General features: G+C 40.3%; 16 protein-coding genes. 9 read left to right on the top strand and 7 right to left on the bottom strand.

Annotation, left to right across the window (positions count from 1 at the left end; genetic code table 11):
• Positions 1–122 precede the first annotated feature (122 nt).
• The 8 genes from CMT41_RS15980 (at position 123) to tldD (ending at position 11283) form a co-directional block, all read left to right on the top strand.
• Entirely contained in the window at positions 123–1166 is a 1044-nt protein-coding gene (locus tag CMT41_RS15980) for a rod shape-determining protein (protein ID WP_057182630.1), read from the top strand.
• Between the two features lie 220 nt (positions 1167–1386).
• Positions 1387–2274 carry a rod shape-determining protein MreC gene (gene mreC / locus CMT41_RS15975; RefSeq protein WP_058027812.1) on the top strand — a complete coding sequence of 296 codons (888 nt, stop codon included), beginning with the start codon at positions 1387–1389 and terminating at the stop codon, positions 2272–2274.
• Positions 2274–2753, top strand: a complete 480-nt coding sequence (mreD, locus tag CMT41_RS15970; RefSeq protein WP_057182628.1) for a rod shape-determining protein MreD — start codon at positions 2274–2276, stop codon at positions 2751–2753. The genes mreC and mreD overlap by 1 nt, the downstream gene beginning before the upstream one ends.
• A 43-nt stretch (positions 2754–2796) precedes the next feature.
• Positions 2797–3426 (top strand): Maf family protein, encoded by a 630-nt coding sequence (locus CMT41_RS15965; protein ID WP_058028260.1) that lies wholly within the window; start codon positions 2797–2799, stop codon positions 3424–3426.
• Positions 3427–3448: 22 nt separating this feature from the next.
• Positions 3449–4906, top strand: coding sequence for a ribonuclease G (gene rng, locus CMT41_RS15960; RefSeq protein ID WP_058027811.1), 1458 nt, complete (start codon positions 3449–3451; stop codon positions 4904–4906).
• 51 nt (positions 4907–4957) lie between these two features.
• Complete coding sequence (locus CMT41_RS15955) at positions 4958–8923, top strand: YhdP family protein (RefSeq protein WP_058027810.1); 3966 nt, start codon at positions 4958–4960, stop codon at positions 8921–8923.
• Complete coding sequence (locus CMT41_RS15950) at positions 8916–9791, top strand: carbon-nitrogen hydrolase family protein (protein ID WP_057182619.1); 876 nt, start codon at positions 8916–8918, stop codon at positions 9789–9791. Before CMT41_RS15955 ends, CMT41_RS15950 begins: the two co-directional genes overlap by 8 nt.
• Positions 9792–9837: 46 nt before the next feature.
• Positions 9838–11283, top strand: a complete 1446-nt coding sequence (gene tldD, locus CMT41_RS15945) for a metalloprotease TldD (RefSeq protein ID WP_057182617.1) — start codon at positions 9838–9840, stop codon at positions 11281–11283.
• Positions 11284–11367: 84 nt separating this feature from the next.
• On the opposite strand, the gene yjgA is transcribed toward tldD, so the two are convergent.
• Positions 11368–11892, bottom strand: a complete 525-nt coding sequence (gene yjgA / locus CMT41_RS15940; protein ID WP_231733089.1) for a ribosome biogenesis factor YjgA — start codon at positions 11890–11892, stop codon at positions 11368–11370.
• Positions 11893–12143: 251 nt separating this feature from the next.
• Here yjgA and pmbA point away from each other — a divergent pair, with 251 nt between their 5' ends.
• Complete coding sequence (pmbA, locus tag CMT41_RS15935; protein ID WP_057182613.1) at positions 12144–13505, top strand: metalloprotease PmbA; 1362 nt, start codon at positions 12144–12146, stop codon at positions 13503–13505.
• A gap of 108 nt (positions 13506–13613) precedes the next feature.
• Here the strand turns inward: pmbA and mgtE are convergent, their stop codons facing one another.
• The 6 genes from mgtE to CMT41_RS15905 all read right to left on the bottom strand — a co-directional run bounded on the left by mgtE (position 13614) and on the right by CMT41_RS15905 (position 18774).
• On the bottom strand, positions 13614–14972 hold the full coding sequence (gene mgtE / locus CMT41_RS15930; RefSeq protein ID WP_058027809.1) for a magnesium transporter: 1359 nt from the start codon (positions 14970–14972) through the stop codon (positions 13614–13616).
• Between the two features lie 204 nt (positions 14973–15176).
• Positions 15177–15452 carry an HPr family phosphocarrier protein gene (locus tag CMT41_RS15925; protein WP_057182719.1) on the bottom strand — a complete coding sequence of 92 codons (276 nt, stop codon included), beginning with the start codon at positions 15450–15452 and terminating at the stop codon, positions 15177–15179.
• 30 nt (positions 15453–15482) lie between these two features.
• Positions 15483–16337, bottom strand: a complete 855-nt coding sequence (gene rapZ, locus CMT41_RS15920) for an RNase adapter RapZ (protein ID WP_057182609.1) — start codon at positions 16335–16337, stop codon at positions 15483–15485.
• Between the two features lie 27 nt (positions 16338–16364).
• On the bottom strand, positions 16365–16835 hold the full coding sequence (ptsN, locus tag CMT41_RS15915) for a PTS IIA-like nitrogen regulatory protein PtsN (RefSeq protein WP_057182607.1): 471 nt from the start codon (positions 16833–16835) through the stop codon (positions 16365–16367).
• A gap of 107 nt (positions 16836–16942) precedes the next feature.
• Positions 16943–17230 (bottom strand): ribosome hibernation promoting factor, encoded by a 288-nt coding sequence (hpf, locus tag CMT41_RS15910; RefSeq protein WP_057182605.1) that lies wholly within the window; start codon positions 17228–17230, stop codon positions 16943–16945.
• A gap of 26 nt (positions 17231–17256) precedes the next feature.
• Complete coding sequence (locus CMT41_RS15905) at positions 17257–18774, bottom strand: RNA polymerase factor sigma-54 (protein ID WP_057182603.1); 1518 nt, start codon at positions 18772–18774, stop codon at positions 17257–17259.
• Between the last annotated feature and the right edge of the window lie 80 nt (positions 18775–18854).

Genomic DNA, 18854 nt, shown 5'->3' with positions numbered 1-18854 from the left:
CTTTAGTGCTTTATTTCAAAAAAGCAACACATTAGCTTAATACTAAGGTATGATTATCTGATCTGTTATTCGTCTATTAACAGCGTCTACTTAATTCGCACTTTACAGGACATTTTGAGCTTATGTTTAAAAAAATACGCGGCATGTTTTCTAACGATCTTTCCATCGATTTAGGTACCGCAAATACACTTATTTATGTAAAAGACCAAGGTATAGTGTTAAATGAGCCTTCTGTAGTTGCTATTCGTCAAGACCGTGCCGGTGGCACTAAAAGTGTTGCTGCCGTAGGTGCTGCCGCTAAAGCTATGTTAGGTAGAACCCCTGGCAATATTGAAGCGATTCGCCCGATGAAAGATGGTGTAATTGCTAACTTCTTCGTTACCGAAAAAATGTTACAACACTTTATTAAACAAGTGCATAGCAATAATTTTTTACGCCCTAGCCCTAGAGTATTAATTTGTGTTCCTTGTGGCTCTACCCAAGTTGAACGCCGTGCCATTCGAGAATCAGCCATGGGCGCTGGTGCTCGTGAGGTTTACTTAATTGATGAGGCAATGGCCGCAGCTATTGGTGCGGGCCTGCCTGTTTCAGAAGCAACGGGCTCTATGGTGGTCGATATCGGTGGTGGTACTACCGAAGTGGGTATTATATCCCTTAATGGCGTGGTTTATTCATCATCTGTCCGTATTGGTGGTGATAAATTTGATGAAGCCATTATTAACTATGTTCGCCGTAACTTTGGTAGCCTAATTGGTGAAGCAACGGCTGAGCGCATCAAGCATGAAATTGGTTCTGCTTACCCAAGTGAAGAACTTACTGAAATAGAAGTACGTGGCCGTAACCTTGCTGAAGGTGTACCACGTAGCTTTACCTTAAATAGCAATGAAATTTTAGAGGCAGTACAAGAGCCCTTAAGTGGTATTGTTAGTGCTATTATGGTGGCATTAGAGCAAGCTCCGCCAGAGTTAGCTTCGGATATTGCCGAGCGTGGTATGGTCTTAACTGGTGGCGGTGCTTTATTAAAAGGCATGGACCGTTTATTAATGGAAGAAACCGGCATTCCGGTCGTTGTGGCGGATGACCCATTAACCTGTGTTGCCAGAGGTGGTGGTAAAGCCCTTGAGATGATTGATATGCATGGTGGCGACCTTTTCTCATACGAATAAAATCAATTTTTCTTCTGTGTCATTTAGCGTAATTACAGCGTTAATAGTACTCATTGACTAGCGTCAACTCCGTGCTATTGCCTTGTACTTAAGCTAAATGCCTGTGAATAAACTATTGATAGAAAATACATATAATTCTTTTGATAGTTATGGTGCTCTATTGTTGAATGATAATCTCTGTATAGCGTTTAAGCCCTACACTTCTAGCCTGTAACTTTTTATGAACCCAATCTTTAATCAAGGCACATCACCAGCACACCGACTTATTTTGGTACTGTGCTGCTCGGCGGCCTTGATTTTTTTCGACCATAAAATGGCAAGTTTTGAAACCGCACGTGGTTATTTGCAGTCGTTAGTGAGTCCCTTGCAATATATGGCTAATGCGCCGAAACAAATGATGAATTGGGCGGCAGAGAATATCGTCATTCGCCAACAATTGATGAAAGAAAATAAAATTTTTCGTGAAAATGAACTATTTTATCACGAACAAGCGATGCAGCTTAGTATGGTTCGACAAGAAAATGAAAGATTACGCTCATTACTTTCCTCTCCTGTTCGCGGTGAAATAAATAAAATGTTTGCCGAAATCATCTCGGTATATAGTGATCCCTATTCTCATCAGGTGGTTATTAACCGTGGCACCAATGATGGTGTTTACGAAGGTCAGGCGGTACTTGATGAAAAGGGTATTGTTGGGCAAATATTACATGTGGGTGCCAGTAGCTCAAGAGTGATTTTGATCACTGATATATCTCATGCTATTCCTGTGCGTATTCAACGAAATGGCTTAAGGCTTATTGCTTCAGGTAGTGGCCAAATTGATCGACTTATCCATAATTTTGTGCCGCACAGTGCCGATGTCAAAGTAGGTGATTTATTAGTTACCTCAGGTTTAGGTGGCAAGTACCCAGAAGGGTATCCGGTTGCCCGAGTAGTTCTTGTACGCGCCGATGAGTCACGGGAATTTGCCACTATTTATAGTAAGCCGGTCGCGCAAATTGATAGGTTACGCTATATGTTATTACTTTCAAAAGAGCCGTCTAAAGAGCAGTCAGTTAATGAGGCTAACTCGGCAAATAGTAAGCAAGCAAGCGCAGGTAAGTCTTAATGTTTAGCAATAATGGCTTTATTATTTTGTTGACCTTACTTATTGCCTTGATGGCCAGTATTACGCCAATGCCGCTTAGTGTTGATGCGTTTCGCCCCGATTGGGTACTAATTGTTTTGGTCTACTGGTGTTTAGCTTTACCCAATAAAGTAAATATCATTACTGCTTGGGTGATGGGTTTTATTCTTGATGTTTTGCTCGGCTCTGTGCTGGGTGTGCATGCCTGTGCTATGGCCTTATCAGTTTATATTGTCGTGGTTAATTTTCAAAAAATTAGAAATTTTTCAGTATGGCAACAAGCCTTAATAATTGGTGTACTTTCGGCACAATATCATTTGGTGGTTTTTTGGTTACAACGTTTTTTAAGTGATGTGGTCTTCCTGCCCAATTATTTATATCCAGTGATAACGACAATTGTCTTGTGGCCATGGGTGTTTTTATTGTTACGCCGTGTTCGTCGTCACTTTCGCATTAAATAATTAAACAATGGCTCAAGGTCTTGCTATAGCAGTAAATAATTTTATGACAGACAGTATCATTAACACCATAGCTAGCGGTCAACAGCTTATTTTAGCCTCGCAATCTCCACGGCGCAGAGAGTTGTTAACACAATTAGGCTATCAATTTACTGTACGGGTAAGTGATATTGATGAGACAGTAGATGCCACTGAAACCGCTCATGACTATGTTTTACGTTTAGCGAAGTTAAAAGCACAACATGTATTGAGGTTATTACCTAAAGCTGAACAAGCCAACAGTCATGTTTTAGGCTCAGATACCTGTGTGGTATTAAATGGCCAAATATTAGGTAAGCCCGTTAACGAAGCCGATTGTCTTAAGACCTTATCGTTATTATCCAATAATCAGCACCAGGTATTAACGGCAATTGCCTTGGCTAGCCAAACGAGTGTCCAGGGGCAAGTGATCAGTACACAAGTGACTTTTAAAGCTCTGAGCAAGGCAGAAATTCACGCTTACTGGTTAACAGGTGAACCGCAAGATAAAGCGGGCAGTTATGGCATTCAGGGAATTGCGGGACAATTTGTTAAATCTATCAACGGCAGCTATTCAGCTGTGGTGGGTTTACCGTTATATGAAACAGCCCAATTACTGGCTAAGGCCGGTTTTATTGGTGCCATCAATGCAAAATAATTTATTGAAGTAAGGGCTATATATGAGTGCCGAGTTATTAATTAATGTTACTCCTAGCGAAACACGTGTTGCTTTGGTGGAAAATGGTTCATTGCAAGAAGTGCATATTGAGCGACAAGGCAAGCGAGGCATTGTTGGCAATGTGTATTTAGGCAAGGTGATTCGTGTTTTACCCGGTATGCAAGCCGCTTTTATTGATATTAACTTAGAGAAAGCGGCTTTTTTGCACGCTTCTGATATTAAAAGCAAACTGATTTTAAAAGAAGAAAATGATCAAGCAGTAGACATTCGCTCTTTAGTGCATGAAGGGCAACAAATTATGGTGCAAGTTGTTAAAGATCCCCTTGGCTCTAAAGGTGCACGTTTAACGACAGATATCACCATAGCCTCACGTTATCTAGTGTTAATGCCTCACTCTCAACATGCCGGTGTATCGCTACGCATTGAAGGGGCCGATGAGCGCGAGCGTTTAAAAGACATTGTCAGTCCCTATTGTGATGAGCATCAAGGGTTTATTGTCAGAACTGCGGGTGAAGGTGCTGGTGAGCTTGAGCTACAGCATGATGCCGAGTTCTTACGTAGAGTATGGCAAAAAGTATTAACCCGTAAACAACGAAAACAAACCAAGTTACCCTTATATCAAGACTTATCATTGTCTTTTCGAGTACTGCGAGACTTTGTTGGCATTGATATAGAGCGTATCCGGGTTGATTCTAAGCTTACCTATCAAGATCTGGACGCTTTTACCCAAGAATTTGTCCCTGAATTGACACCGTTATTAGAATATTACCCAGGCGAGCTTCCTATTTTTGATTTGTTCTCGGTCGAGCGAGAAATTCAGCGGGCACTGCACCGGAAAATAGAGCTGAAGTCTGGTGGCTATTTGATCATAGATCAAACCGAAGCCATGACTACTATAGACATTAATACCGGCGCCTTTGTTGGCCATAGAAACCTTGCCGATACCATCTTTAGTACCAATATCGAGGCAACTCAGGTTATTGCTCGACAGCTGAGACTCAGAAACCTTGGTGGTATTATCATTGTCGATTTTATCGATATGCACAATGAAGATCATAAACGACGAGTATTGCACAGCCTAGATACGGCGATGAGCAAGGATAAGGTAAAATACAGCCTTCATGGCTTCTCAGCGCTTGGTTTAGTAGAAATGACACGACAACGAACACGTGAAAGTTTAGAGCATGTGTTGTGTGGCGAGTGCCCACTTTGTAGCGGTCGTGGGCATTTAAAAACGGTAGAAACTGTTTGTTTTGAAGTACTTAGAGAGATAGTTCGAGTAAATCGTGCTCATGAAGCAGATAAGTTTACTGTCTATGCTGCTAGTGCCGTCAGTGAGTTTCTGGTTAATGATGAATACCATAATTTAGCTGAAGTTGAAGTTTTTATTGGTAAGTCGATTAAAGTACTGGCCGAACCCATGTATAATCAGGAACAATTTGACGTTGTTATGATGTAATAGCCATTCGGGTATTTTTAGCATAATAAATATAGGACTCGCTAAGTTTTAATGAGTATTGCAAGCACTGCTAACTGTTGGCTAAACCGCCTTTATAAATCTATTGCCATTTTATTGGTGCTGCTGGCGGTATTAATCAGTGCCTTTCGTTTATTTTTACCCTATGTTCACCATTATAAATTACCCCTGCAAAATTATTTAAACGACATCTCACAAACGAATATTTCCATTGGTGACTTAAGCATGACTTGGCAACGCTCTGGGCCGATTCTGGTCATTAGTGATGTGCAAGTGCTTGACACCGAAAGGGCTTCGATCTTTATTAAACAATTGGAATTACAAATTGATTTTTGGCGCAGCATAAGTGAACAAAGGCTTATTTCTAAAAATCTGGTTATTTTTGGCGCTCAAGTTGATATCTCACAGCGCTTGTGGCTATCACCAGAAGATGAAAATGCCCTTGCAATTACCGAAATAGACAATGACGCGAATGATATTGACGTTATCAGTAATATTTTTCTTCATCGTATAAAACGCTTTTCTATTCGTGATAGCCAACTGATAGTGCGAAATAAAACTATCACCCGTAGCATAGGGTTAAATCAATTAGATTGGTTAAATACGGGTGAGCGTCATCAAGCTCAAGGGAGTGTGGTACTAAACGGCTTGAGTTCTAATAATTTGCAGTTGAAAGTAGATTTACACGGGGAGCCGGGCAGTACTTTATCTGGACAAGTATATTTACAAGCCAACCATCTCGATATAACTCCCTGGTTAGATAGCATTTTAGTCATTGAAAATGATAAAACCAAAACTGATATTAATTTTTCCGCCTGGCTAGAAGTCAATAACAGTGAAGTTAATCGTTTACAAATAGATATCTCAGATAGCAGCATTAATTGGTTGTTTGACCAGCAAGAACAAAAGCTCACGTTAGAGCAGGGGCAAATATTACTGGTTAAAGGTAAAAAAGCGCAAGACTTTAAGCTTTATAGTACGCCGTTATCTCTGCAATTTAACCAACAAGCAACACAACAATTTACCGCTATGTTAATTAAGCAAGGCGATGATTTTTCAATACATCTTTCCGAAATAGATATTGCTATGTTAGCGCAATTAACGCCGTTAATTGTGGCAAAACAAGCAACACATAAAATACTTGCTGAGATGAGCTTAAACGGAAAAATCGAAGACCTCTATATTCGTAACTATAACAACGAACTGCAGGTGGTGACTAACTTTTCAAAGTTTAATAATAACTATAGCCAAGGTATTCCAGGGTTAGAGAATGTTTCCGGGCAACTGAGCTATGTAGACAATTATTTATCGGTGAATTTTAACGCCGAACAGGGCAGGTTAGACTTCGACCAGATGTTTGTGCAAGCTTTTCCCTATCAACGTTTATCAGGGCAGCTCAATGCTAAATTTGATGATGAAGGTTGGGCATTGACCGTTGAAAAATTTGAGTTTCTTTCTAAAGAAATTAACTTATCAGCACAAGTTAAAGTTGAGGTACCGCTTGATGGTGAAGTAAATTTAGCGCTATTGGCGAGTATTTCAAATGCTAATGCCGGCTTAGTGGGCCGTTACTTACCCTTAGCTATTATGAGTGATAACTTAGTGAGTTACCTCAATGCTGCTGTTGTCTCTGGTCGTGTTGAAAATGCCCAAATTTTGATAAATGGCCCTATTAGTCGCTTTCCTTTTTCCGATGGTAGTGGCATTTTTGTCGTTGATGCTGAGTTAAGTAAAGCTGAGTTTAAGTTTGTTGAAGGTTGGCCAGCCATTACTGACTTTTTTGCTAATTTAAACTTCACTAATAACACTATGTTAATTACCGGTCGAGGGGGGAAATTAACAGGTTTAGATGTTACTGGGGTGCGGGCAGGAATTGCTGATTTAGCCCATGGTCAAATTTTGACGGTAGATGCTGAGATTAAACCAACAGAGCCGCGTTATATCGGTGACTTGCTCAATCAAAGCCCACTTAAAGATAGCGTTGGTAGTGTCTTGGCACAACTACAAATTACCGGTGAGGTGAGTGGTGAATTTCATTTAAACCTACCGCTTAATAATAATGAGCAAGCCTTGGCCAGTGGTACTATCAACTTTAATAATAATAAAGCTAGCTTGCAAACACCGCAGATGAATTTCAGTGAGGTTCAAGGGCAATTAAGCTTTAGTAATGATAAAATTAGCACTAAAAATTTACAGCTGGTTTGGCAAGGCTTACCTATTGCTCTTGATATCACTGGCATGGATAAAGCGGATTACTACCATACTGATATTAAACTTTCTGCCTTATGGCGAGAAGAGCAATGGTTGTCCTTTGTACCAGCACCATTACGACGATATACCCAAGGTGAACTGTCGTGGCAAGGCGAACTATCCCTACATCAGCACCATCAAGGTGGTTTTTCATATCAGGCTAATTTTGACTCTGCTTTAAACAATACTCAGTTATTGCTACCCCCTCCTTATGAACGTAGTGATAAACAAGAAAACCATTTATCGGTACAAATTAATGGCCAATTGGAACAATCAAAAATAGTGATGAACTATGGCGATAAAATGCACTTCTCTGGCTTATTAGATCACGATACTACTGCTTTTAGTCGTGCTAATTTAATGCTAGGGCAAGGCACTATGGCATTAGCTAGTGACGGCTTTCATATAACTACTCAGTTGCAGCAAGCAGATTTTTCCTTATGGCAACCACTGATCAGCGATATTCTCGATAGTATTAATCAACCCAGTAGCAGCATAAGCTCAAATTCTACGCCAACAAAGTCAACGCCGTTTTTAGCCAAACCCAAAAGAATTAGAGGCACCATTGCTCAGTTACAAATACTAGGTCAGCAACTTAATAATGTGTCTTTTAACTTGTTGGATAAACCGCAATGGTGGCTATTACAACTGAATGCCGAAGAAATCCGTAGCCAGATAAAAATTTATCCTGATTGGTTAGGCCAAGGTTTAGATATCAATGCCGAATTTTTAAAACTGAGACAAGCTGAAAAATCAGCAGTAGAGACAGAGTTATCACCGGCAAGGCAACCGCTAGATAAAGCTGAAAACGATATTATTTTTGCTAATATCCCGCCGATAAAATTTCATTGTGATAGCTGCACGATAGGTTTACTGACACTAGGGGAAGTTGATGTAAATATTAAGCGTATTGATCATCAAACCATAGAGTTTGCTAACTTTACCGCCAAGCGCGGGAAAACCCAATTAACCCTTGACGGTAGTTGGCTTCATAATGAACAACAATCAACCACCTCGTTAACGGGTCAGTTATCGGTGGACGATATAGAAAGCGAATTACAAGCAATGGGCTATGATTCGATCATTAAAGACAGTGGTGCCGAAGTTACTTTAAACTTGAACTGGCCTGGCGGTTTACATAATTTTGATGTTAGTCACTTAAATGGTGATTTTAATGCTAGGTTAGATGATGGCTATTTAGCGGATATTGATGATAAGGCGCGCGCTCTGTCGGTGCTCAGTTTACAGTCATTGGTACGTAAGTTGACCCTTGATTTTCGTGATATATTTAGCGATGGTATGTTTTACAGTAATATCAAAGGTGACTATCAAATAAAACAGGGCTTGTTAACTACCGATAATACCGAAATGAAAGGCACAGCCGGTGATTTGTTTATGACTGGGCAGACCAATTTAGTCACAGGTGAGCTGGCTTATGATATGTCATATAAACCCAATTTAACTTCAAGTTTACCTGTACTTGCTTGGATAGTGACATCGTTGAATCCAGTGACTTTTCTTGCTGGTGTTGCCATAGATCAAGTGATCAAATCACAGGTGGTTTATCAGTTGAACTATAAATTAACCGGTAACATTGACAATCCAATTTTTGAGGAAGTAGATCGAAAAAGTAAGAATATTAATATCGAGGGCACAGTACCAACGGAAGAGGTACAACAAGAAGAGTCAGCAGTTGATAAGACTCTCCCTGTGACGTCGTCAAAAAAGTCCGAGGTAATTGATGATTAAACTGAGCGCAATACAATTATCCTCAACGGCTAATGTTGCCACCAACCTTGCTAAAATAGCTGAGTTGCTCGCCAAAATTACGGCAACCCCGACAGCGGTTTACAACGGCAGTGGTAGCATAGCTAAGCCAGAAGATGTTATAAAAGAGCCTATTCAGCATTTAGTGGTATTACCTGAATGTTGTTTATACTTTGGTGGTAAAGATAGTGAACAATTAACTTTGGCAAAAACATCGGCAGCAGCGAATGAGCTTCGTTTAGCCCTAGGCCGACTGGCCCAGCAGTTTAAGGTGTATTTAGTTGCCGGTACTGTGCCTATTTTAACGACTTCAGCCACTAAATTTACTAATAGTAGCTGTGTGTTTAGCCCCAGTGGTGATTTGCTAGGGCAATACGATAAAATGCATTTATTTGATGTCAATGTCAGCGATAATACCAAGAGTTATTGTGAGTCTCACTATACCCAAGCGGGCAAAGAGCTAATTGTAGTAAACACAGTATTTGCTAACATTGGCCTATCAGTGTGTTTCGATTTACGTTTTCCCAACTTATTTCAGCGGCTGACGCAAGCGGGTGCCGAGATCATTACCGTACCCAGTGCCTTTACTAAAGTAACCGGCAAAGCACACTGGCAAATATTATTGCAAGCAAGGGCGATAGAAAATCAAGTCTATATTATTGCTGCCGGACAAGAAGGGGTTCATGAAAATGGCCGCGAAACTTGGGGGCATTCAATGATTATTAACCCGTGGGGCGAAATTGAACAGAGCCTAGCCACAGGTGAAGGTTTTATTACCGTTGAATACCAAAAAAAATCAGTAACAGGCATACGTCAAAATATGCCGTTGAACTCGCCGCTGAATAATTAATTGCAGCGATTATAATTAAAGAACATAGCCGAAGAGCCCATACCTAATGAATAGTGTTGAAAAATCCTTATTAAGTGATAGTCATATTGATGATGAAGTATTAATCAAAACCTTGAAAAGTATGATGGGACGAAAAGTTGATTACGCTGATTTATATTTTCAAGCGAGTCAGCATGAATCCTGGGTGTTAGAAGATGGAATTATTAAAGAAGGCTCGTATAACATTGAACGTGGTGTTGGCGTAAGAGCCATTTCAGGCGAGAAAACAGGCTTTGCTTATTCTGATGAAATCTCCCCCGAAGCATTACAGCAGGCGGCAGATGCGGCCAAAGGTATTGCGGATAGTGGCAAAGGGGCAACCGTGAAAGCGTTTAACCGCACTACACCTATCAAGGTTTATCAATCAGTTGAGCCACTTGGCAGTTTAACCCAAGAGCAAAAAATTGATTTATTACATCAAGTTGAGGCACATGCGCGGCAAGTGGATAGCAGGGTTAAGCAGGTAATTGCCAGCTTATCAGCTGTCTATGAAACTATTTTAATCAGTGCTAGTGATGGTACTTACGCTACGGATATTCGGCCGTTAGTGCGATTAAATTGTTCAGTCTTAGTCGAAGACAATGGCAAGCGTGAGCGAGCGAGTGCCGGTGGTGGCGCACGTACTGATTATAGTTACTTCTTTGAAGTTGAGCCGGGTGATAACAAAGCACGTTACCTTGCGTATGCTGAAGAGTCAGTTAGACAAGCGTTAGTCAACTTAGTGGCCATTGAAGCCCCTGCAGGCACTTACCCTGTGGTATTGGGTGCCGGCTGGCCTGGCGTATTATTACATGAAGCGGTTGGCCATGGTTTAGAGGGCGATTTTAACCGTAAAGGCTCGTCAGCCTTTTCAGGTAAAATTGGTCAAAAAGTGACCTCTGAACTTTGTACCATTGTTGATGATGGTACCTTAGTTAACCGCCGTGGCTCTATCACTATAGATGATGAAGGTACACCTGGGCAATATAACGTCTTAATTGAAAAGGGTATCTTAAAAGGTTACATGCAAGATAAGCATAATGCAGCCTTAATGGGCGTGCAGCCAACAGGTAATGGTCGACGTGAATCTTATGCCCATTTACCTATGCCACGCATGACAAATACTTATATGTTAGCAGGGGAGTCTAGCCCGGAAGATATTATTAAGTCGGTGAAAAAAGGTATTTTTGCACCAAACTTTGCCGGAGGTCAGGTTGATATCACGTCGGGTAAGTTCGTTTTTACCACCTCAGAAGCTTATTTAATTGAAGATGGTGAAATAACCTCACCGGTAAAAGGTGTTACTTTAATAGGCAATGGTCCCGATGCAATGAAACGGATCAGTATGGTTGGTAACGACTTAAAACTTGATGCCGGTGTTGGTATTTGTGGTAAAGATGGCCAAAGTATACCGGTTGGTGTCGGTCAACCGACCTTGAAAATTGATGAAATAACAATTGGTGGTACCCAGTAGTTAGCCCTTTCTATGCAGCAAGCACTGATTTTTCAATGAGTGCTTGCTGCATAGTGACTCGCGCTGAGCGTTTCAGGATTTTTATTAGGCGTTCGCTTTTAGGTAAATGAATAAGCTTTTATAATGCTTACCTTGTTTCTCGGCTTTTTTCTCTTTTACTGCGTTACGTACTAACTGCTTGATTTTTTGACGTTCAATTTGTGGGAATTCACTAATTAAAGCTTCAACAGCATCATTACCTTGGGCAATTAATTCATCTCTAATACTTTCTAAGCGATTAAATTTTGCTGTTTCTTGTTGATGTTTATTGGCCATCACTTCGATAGCATGGTGAATTGGCTCTAGGTCGGTTTCAAATAATATTTTACCAATATGACGAATGTGACGGCGTAAAGCTTCATGTTTATTGGCGATCTTGTCAGCTAAAACCATAGCATATTTTAGCTCTTCGGTTAAAGGCAAACGACTACGCTGATGCTTAGACATATCCACTAAGCTTTGGCCGAAATCTTGTAATTTATGCATTTCACGCTTAATTTCGGTTTTACTTTTAAATTCTTCTTCTATTTCTTCTGATGAATCGTCGATATCGTTGGCTGACTGGGGCATAATAATGTCTAATACCATGGTAAAATAAATAATAATTAGCCTTATTATATCATTAAATTTATCGGGGCTGTTGATCTTTCGCGGTCAAACCTTGTTCGAGATAAAGGGGTTTATTCGCGGCGAGTGCTGTCTAGCCCAGTCACGCTAAGAAATTAGGAAATTTAATCTCGATAGTGCCCAGTACTTAATAGGCTAAGTTGCTGTTTTAGCCTTGTTAATCCTTAAAAAGAAAAGAGAAAGTAGAAACCAATATGACCCCAGCCTCTAAATCCCATGATCCAATCAGACAACAACTTAGCGAAGTTAAAGCACGTGTTGCCACTGTACTTGAACTCGCTAAATCTCTTGGCGCCGATGGTGCTGAAGTAGCGATGAGTCGCCAACAAGGTTTAAGTGTAAGTACCCGTATGGGTGAAGTGGAAAATGTTGAATTTACTAATGATGGCGCTTTAGGCATTACTGTTTATCGACAAGGACGTAAAGGCAGTGCTTCAACGGCAGACTTGTCAGAGCAAGCATTGACTAAAACGGTTACTGCGGCAGTAAATATTGCCAAGTACACCTCGGTTGATGATTGTTCGGGTTTAGCAGATAAAGCACTGTTGGCAATGCAGCCACTGGACTTGGATTTATATCATCCACATGAAATAAGTACCGAAGAGGCGATTGATCTGGCCAAAGAGTGTGAGGAAAGCGCCTTAGCAGTAGATGCTCGTATTAGTAATTCAGACGGTGCCAGCTTTGATAGTTTTTCGGGTTTTAAAGTTTATGGTAATAGTCATGGCCAGTTGGTGGGCTACCCAAGTACTCGCCATAGTTTAAGCTGTGTGATGATTGCTAGTGACGGTGACGATATGGAGCGGGATTATGCGTACACGGTTAATCGTGATTTTGCTTTACTAGAAAGTGCCAAAAATATTGGTTTGCAAGCGTCACAAGAGGTGCTATCTCGTCTAAACCCACAAACAATAGCGACCAGTAAAGTTCCGGTATTATTTAGAGCGGATATTGCCAATACTATTTGGGGACACTTTATTGCCGCTATCAGTGGTGGCAACTTATATCGTAAATCCTCTTTTTTACTTGATGCCATTGGTAACGATGTTTTTCCTAAGTTTTTAAATATCAGTGAAAGACCTCACATTGCTAGGGCGTTAGCCAGTAGTGCTTTTGATAGTGAAGGCGTATTAACCCAAGATCGAGAAATTATTAGTCAGGGTGCCTTACAAACTTATTTATTGACTAGCTATTCCGCCCGTAAGCTTGGGCTAACTACCACAGGCCATGCTGGCGGTATTCATAATTGGCTGGTTGACGCCAAAGGTCATGATGGTAGTTTTGATGCTATGTTAAAAACCCTAGGAACAGGTTTACTGGTGACCGAACTAATGGGTCAAGGCGTTAATATTATCAATGGTGATTACTCTCGTGGTGCGGCTGGATTTTGGGTTGAAAATGGTGAAATTGCTTACCCAGTGAGTGAAATTACTATTGCCGGGAATTTAGCGCAGATGTTTAAAGGTATTGTTGCTGTTGGCTCTGATGTTGATTTACGCGGTAGTATCCACACCGGTTCAATTTTGATTGATGAGATGCAAGTCGCCGGACATTAGTAAGTAAACTTATTACTTCACCAATAATAACAAAGCGTTATCTATTTGATTAGGTGACGCTTTTTTTGATTAATATTTAGCTAAGTCACTATTACTAGGTAAAACTTTTTATGTAAGAAACAGCGTTGCGGTGCCTAGGAAAGCAAAAATACCCAGGACATCGGTCACTGTGGTAAGAATAACGCCACCAGCCAGCGCAGGGTCAATCTTCATGCGTTTTAATATCAATGGAATACTGACACCAGCAAGTCCAGCGGCGGTCATATTCATCAACATGGCGAAAGCAATGACACCACCAAGCATTAAATCTTGTTTCCATATCGCTACGACCGTGGCAATTAATGTCGCCCAAATAATGCCATTTAAAAAGCCAATCGCTACTTCTTTACTCAGTAGTGCCCGGGCATTACTGTCACCGACATGACCTAATGCCATACCACGGATAACCAGGGTTAAGGTTTGATTACCAGCAACACCACCCATACTGGGCACCAAAGAGTTCAATACGGCTAAAATAGCCAATTGTTGAAAGACATCTTCAAACATACTGGTCACGGCAACAGCCATCAATGCGGTGATCAGGTTTACCCCCAGCCATAATGTGCGCTGCTTAGTACTTTTAATTACCGGGGCAAATGTATCTGCTTCATCGTCTAAACCCGCCATACTCATCATAGAGTGTTCGGCATTCTCACGGATGATATCAATTACGTCATCTATGGTTATCCGACCGAGTAAGTGACCTTGCTCATCAATTACGGGAGCAGAAAACCAATCGTGACGTTCAAACAGCTGGGCAACATCTTGCTCATCCATATTTGCTTGCACCGCTTCTACTTCAGCATTAATCAAACAAGAGACGATAGCTTCTGCCTTGGCTGTTACTATGGCAGCAAGAGATACCACACCAATAAAACGATTGTTACGGTCAACGACATAGAAGGAGTCAGTGGCATCTGGCAGGTTACCTTTGAGACGCAAGTAGCGTAATACTACCTTAACACTTACATCGGGACGCAAGGTGATAGTATCGGTATTCATTATGCCACCGGCAGTATCTTCTTCATAAGATAATGCGGTTTCGACCCGGCTACGGTCTTGTGAGTCCATCGACTCGAGGACTTCGTTAAAAATATTGTCAGGTAATGTACGTAAAACTTCAGCTAAATCATCAATGTCCATGCCTTCGGCAACCGCTGCAAGCTTTTCAGGCGGCATGCTGGTAAGAATGCCTTTACGGACTTCCTCATTAAGTTCTTCGAGCACTTCACCATGAAAATCAGGATCAATAAGTTGCCAAAGTACCGGTCGATTTTTTGCTGTGGAAGACTCTAAAATAAGGGCTAGATCGAAGGCCGGCATATGTTGCAGCAGTTTTCGTACATAGACGAACATACCACTGCTAAGCGCTTCGTTAACTTGTTGTAACCTTTGTTGGTTAAATTCTTGTTCTGATACTTCTGGCATAGCCTACTCTGCCTCTTTGCTATTTAGTACACTGAAAACCCTGTAAGAATGTGTCGCTGTGAAAGTAGCGAAACTGAGGATTACTTAAGGATAAAAGAAAACAGCTTTCTTTGGGAAACAGCTAAAAACAGCGTAAGTTTATCGTAACTTAGTGTTTTTATCAGCTTTTTAATCTTGAGATAGATACTTTTTTAGTCGATTTTTTTATTCAGCTTCATCAAATTTATCAGAAATAAGTTGGCATATTTCAGTTAACGCTAGTTGTGCATCTTCGCCTTGTGCGGTGATATTAACTGTTTTTCCTTGGCCACCAGCTAATAGCATCAGCGCCATAATACTCCCTGCATCGGCTTTTTTTCCCGCTAATTCTAGGGTGATTTGTGCGGAAAACTTTTGGCTTAATTGTGCAAGTTTAGTGGCTGCACGAGCGTGCAAACCCAACTTATTACAAATGGTCACTTGTTGGGATTTTTTTGGCAATACTATAGCACCCATTATTCTGCTCACTTATTAAGTTGATTTTATATGAATATCTCTATGGTGCGTTTGAATATCTTCGCGCTCTTTACGGAAATTCTTGGCTAACATTTCTGCGATATAAACTGATCTATGTTTGCCACCGGTACAACCAATAGCTATAGTGACATAACTACGATTGTTGCGTTCTAAGTGTGGTAACCATGTCATCATAAAACTGTTAATTTGCCAAATAAACTTAGTGACTATCGCTTGGCTGGCAAGAAAATCTTTGACCTCTGCATCAACCCCTGTTTTGCCCTTCAGTGATTTCTCCCAAAAAGGATTAGGTAAAAACCTCGCGTCAAAAACATAATCGGCATCGATTGGAATACCGTGTTTAAAACCAAACGATTTAAAGACCAGTACCATGGAACCGGTCTTTTTGCCTAAAATCCTTTCCCTGACTAAATCAGCAAGTTGATGAGGGGTAAGTTGGCTAGTATTTATGTATAAGTCAGCATTCGTTGATATCGGCTCTAATAATGACTTTTCTCGGGTAATCGCTTGCTCAAGGGTCATATTCTCCTTTATAAGGGGGTGCAAACGACGTGTTTCACTAAAACGCCTGATTAAGTCTTTATCATCGGCATCAAGAAATAAGGTATTAACGTCTACTGCTCTAGGTAAGTAGGCAATGATTTCAGGAATATCTTCGGGATCTTTTGGTAAATTTCGTACATCTAAACTGACGGCAACGTTTTCATAGTCATTGATAACCGTATGGATTAATGCCGGTAAGAGGTTAATTGGAATGTTATCGACACAATAATAACCAAGATCTTCTAATACGCGTAGGGCAACTGATTTACCCGAGCCAGAGCGGCCACTAACTATGATTAGTTTCATTCTTATATCTTATATCCGTGTACTTTACTATATGGCATCTAGGGTATTACTAGCTTGTTGAATTAGGTTATAGAGTGCTTGATTATCATGGCATTTGCGAACTCGCTTAATCATCTTTTTATTACTAAATAATTTAGCGATACTTTGTAGGGTAATTAAGTGTTCTTTACAGCTATTTTCCGGCACAAATAAGGCAATAAAAACATCTACATTCCTATTATCTATGGCATCAAAATCAATAGCTTGTTCTGTTGTTATTAACACTGCGACAGCTTTATTGGCATTAGGTAATCGACCATGGGGTATGGCAATGCCGTTTCCTATGCCGGTACTACCCATTTTTTCTCTATTAAGTAAACTTTCTAGCAGATCATCTTGTTCTATATCACCGATTTGCTTGGCAGCGAGTTGACAAATTTTTTCTAAAATACGTTTTTTACTGGTGATTTCTACATCACAAGTGGTACAGCTTGTTGTTAATATTTCTGATAATTGCATAATGGTGTTAATTATTTTAGGCGCCCAACTGTGCTAATTCATTTAGCTTAGGGCGCCAGATTTATCGGCTTTAATTACTTTAAAGCGTATTCATGATTTAGCTAAGCTTAGTGCTGAGCTATCTTACCTTTATACTTAAGGATTTGTCGATCAAGTTTATCAACTAGAGTATCAATAGAAGCATACATGTCGCCGTTAACTGCTGAGGCAAACACTTCACCGCCATTAATATGGATATTGGCTTCTGCTTTTTGGTTAAGCTTTTCTACGGTAAGTACGACATGAATATTATTGATATGATCAAAATGTCGTTCTAGTTTTGAGAACTTGCTATCAACATATTTTCGTAATGAACTTGTTACTTCTACATGATGGCCAGAAAGATTAATTTGCATAAGCATGATCCTTTTATGGTAGTGTTTTAAAGTAAACTCTTACGTTGGTTTGATGGTGGTATCGCTAATGATTCTCGGTATTTAGCAATAGTCCGTCGCGCCACTTTTATTCCCTGCTCGGCCAGTATATCAGCCATTTTGCTGTCACTTAACGGTTTAGCAGGTGTTTCCGCTAAGATAAGTTTTTTAATTAAAGAACGAATTGCGGTCGATGAACATTCACCACCATTTTCGGTACTAACATGGCTGGAGAAGAAGTATTTTAACTCAAAAATCCCTCTTGGTGTGTGCATGTATTTTTGCGTGGTCACTCGAGATATGGTGGATTCGTGCATATCAACAGCTTCAGCAATATCATTGAGCACCATAGGAAGCATGGCTTCAGCACCATGCTCTAAAAATCCTTGCTGACGCTGAACTATGCAATTGGACACCTTGAGTAAGGTGTCATTACGAGATTCTAAGCTCTTAATAAACCATTTGGCTTCTTGCAAGTTTGATCTAATAAATTGACCATCATTAGTTGATGATTTCATTGTTTTAGACATGGCCGCATATTGCTTATTAATAGAGAGTTTTGGTGCCGTGTCCGAATTTAACTCAACCACCCAGCGACCATTTTTCTTTTCAACGGTAACATCAGGAATAACGTATTGGTTATTACCTTTAATTACCGCATCACCTGGACGAGGATTTAAGCTTTGAATTAAACGCATAACTTCACGCAGTTGATCTTCTTTTAATTTGGTTTTACGCATTAACTGACGGTAATCTCGGTTACCAAGTAAATCAATATGTTCATTGATAATGAGTTTACTTTCTTTCAGATAAGGGGTATCAGCACTAAATTGATTCAACTGAATAAGTAAACAATCAGCAATTGAGCGAGCAGCGACGCCAATAGGGTCAAACATATTAATACGTTTTAAGACCGCTTCAACTTCATCCTGCTCTAGCCCTTCTGTACCGACACTTTCTAGAATTTCTTCTGGTGATACGGTTAAATAACCGGCATCATCAACTGCTTCAATAATGGCAATAGCGATGGTTTTATCGGTATCAGTGAAAGGCGTTAATTCCATTTGCCACAATAGATGATCTTGAATGGAGTCCGTGGTTTCCCCTTGATAGGTATAATCATCGGCAGGGCTACTAACTGCGCCGGTATTTGAAACGCCAGCACTGTAACTTTCTTCCCAGGTGGTATCGATATTTAGTTCTTCGGGTATTTCCTTTTTTTCCATGGCCTCAGTGGTACTGATTTCGTCAATACTTGCTGGTTGCTCTTCACTCCCGTCACTTGTTGTCAGCTCAGTGTTAGTTTCAGAGACACTGGTTGTAAATGCTTCTTCAAGATTGTTTTCATCGCTAGTATTTTCATTTTCAACTTTTTCATCAAGCTCAAGTAATGGATTGCTCTCTAATACTTCTTGAATTTCTTGTTGTAATTCTAACGTTGACAGTTGCAACAGCTTGATTGCTTGTTGCAACTGCGGAGTCATGGTTAATTGTTGTCCAATACGGAGCTGTAGTGTAGGTCGCATCTAGGTTATATGATTTCCTATTTATTATTCTTAGTAGTTATAGTTTGCTAATCTATCACTACTTTGCTCTTAAATTGTTC

It is taken from the genome of Colwellia sp. MT41 (assembly GCF_001444365.1).
In the GTDB taxonomy this organism is placed as follows: Bacteria; Pseudomonadota; Gammaproteobacteria; order Enterobacterales; family Alteromonadaceae; genus Colwellia; species Colwellia marinimaniae.
The sequence above is the reverse complement of the archived record's forward strand: the minus strand, read 5'-3'. Positions and strand labels throughout refer to the sequence as shown.

Coding starts and splice junctions, on each gene's coding strand:
- CMT41_RS15980 (WP_057182630.1), top strand. CDS start 123: ATGTTTAAAAAAATACGCGGCATGTTTTCTAACGATCTTTCCATCGAT.
- mreC (WP_058027812.1), top strand. CDS start 1,387: ATGAACCCAATCTTTAATCAAGGCACATCACCAGCACACCGACTTATT.
- mreD (WP_057182628.1), top strand. CDS start 2,274: ATGTTTAGCAATAATGGCTTTATTATTTTGTTGACCTTACTTATTGCC.
- CMT41_RS15965 (WP_058028260.1), top strand. CDS start 2,797: ATGACAGACAGTATCATTAACACCATAGCTAGCGGTCAACAGCTTATT.
- rng (WP_058027811.1), top strand. CDS start 3,449: ATGAGTGCCGAGTTATTAATTAATGTTACTCCTAGCGAAACACGTGTT.
- CMT41_RS15955 (WP_058027810.1), top strand. CDS start 4,958: ATGAGTATTGCAAGCACTGCTAACTGTTGGCTAAACCGCCTTTATAAA.
- CMT41_RS15950 (WP_057182619.1), top strand. CDS start 8,916: ATGATTAAACTGAGCGCAATACAATTATCCTCAACGGCTAATGTTGCC.
- tldD (WP_057182617.1), top strand. CDS start 9,838: ATGAATAGTGTTGAAAAATCCTTATTAAGTGATAGTCATATTGATGAT.
- yjgA (WP_231733089.1), bottom strand. CDS start 11,892: ATGCCCCAGTCAGCCAACGATATCGACGATTCATCAGAAGAAATAGAA.
- pmbA (WP_057182613.1), top strand. CDS start 12,144: ATGACCCCAGCCTCTAAATCCCATGATCCAATCAGACAACAACTTAGC.
- mgtE (WP_058027809.1), bottom strand. CDS start 14,972: ATGCCAGAAGTATCAGAACAAGAATTTAACCAACAAAGGTTACAACAA.
- rapZ (WP_057182609.1), bottom strand. CDS start 16,337: ATGAAACTAATCATAGTTAGTGGCCGCTCTGGCTCGGGTAAATCAGTT.
- ptsN (WP_057182607.1), bottom strand. CDS start 16,835: ATGCAATTATCAGAAATATTAACAACAAGCTGTACCACTTGTGATGTA.
- hpf (WP_057182605.1), bottom strand. CDS start 17,230: ATGCAAATTAATCTTTCTGGCCATCATGTAGAAGTAACAAGTTCATTA.
- CMT41_RS15905 (WP_057182603.1), bottom strand. CDS start 18,774: ATGCGACCTACACTACAGCTCCGTATTGGACAACAATTAACCATGACT.